At 61.7% G+C, this 1,054-nt stretch carries 1 protein-coding gene; it reads left to right on the top strand.

What is annotated here, in order from left to right; genetic code table 11:
- Positions 1-61 precede the first annotated feature (61 nt).
- A complete protein-coding gene (locus tag ABLE93_RS26935) occupies positions 62-1,054 on the top strand; it encodes an IS481 family transposase (RefSeq protein ID WP_348842726.1) in 993 nt (330 codons plus the stop codon).

Here is a 1,054-nt window from a genome sequence, read left to right on the forward strand (position 1 = left end):
CTAGATGTTTGATCCCGGGCTTTGATGGTGCAATCTCGACGCATGAATCGAGGGATGCGCTATGGGCCAGATTCACCACGGGAGCGCCACGACGACAGCGGCGGTCCGTCGAGCGATACAGCATAGTCAAGAGAGCCTGAGGGCGCTGGCGAAGCGCTACGGCATCAATCAGAAGACGGTTGCGAAGTGGAAGGGTCGCACCTCGGTCGCCGATGTGCCGACGGGGCCGAAGAACCCGACCTCAACGGTGCTGACGATCGAGGAGGAGGCGGTGATCGTCGCCTTTCGGAAGCACACATTGCTGCCGCTCGACGACTGCCTTTACGCCCTGCAGCCGACCATCCCGAGCCTGACACGCTCGTCGCTGCATCGCTGCCTGCAACGCCACGGCATCAGCCGCCTGCCCGAGGTCGAAGGCGAGACGATTGCGAAGACGAAGTTCAAGAGCTACCCGATCGGCTTCTTCCACATCGACCTCGCCGAAGTGCGCACCGCCGAGGGCAGGCTCTACATGTTCGTCGCCATCGACCGGACCAGCAAGTTCGCCTTCGTCGAGCTTCATCGAGAAGCCAAGCAGCGGACGGCTGGCGACTTCCTCCGGCGGTTGATCGAAGCGGTCCCCTACAAGATCCACACCGTGTTGACCGACAACGGCATCCACTTCACGACACCCGGCGCTGGCGGCTCGGCGGTGCCGCTGATCAAGGAGGCGATGGCGAACGGAGAGCTGTTCCGCGCCCACGCCTTCGAACTCGCCTGCGCCAAAGCTGGTATCGACCACAGGACCACCAAGCCGAAGCACCCCTGGACGAACGGCCAGGTCGAGCGGATGAACCGCACGATCAAGGACGCGACCGTCAAACGTTACCATTACGACGATCATGCGCAGCTCGAACGCCACCTCGCCGACTTCGTCGCCGCCTACAACTTCGGCCGCAGGCTCAAGACACTCAAAGGCCTCACGCCCTACGAGTTCATCTGCAAATGCTGGACTTCAGAGCCAGAGAGATTCATCCTCGATCCAATCCAGCAAATGCCGGGACTGAACATCTAG

The organism is Xanthobacter pollutisoli, from assembly GCF_040044995.1.
Lineage (GTDB): Bacteria > Pseudomonadota > Alphaproteobacteria > Rhizobiales > Xanthobacteraceae > Xanthobacter.

Bases quoted from the DNA above. Each gene is read 5' to 3' on its own strand.
- ABLE93_RS26935 (WP_348842726.1), top strand. From the start codon at position 62: ATGGGCCAGATTCACCACGGGAGCGCCACGACGACAGCGGCGGTCCGT.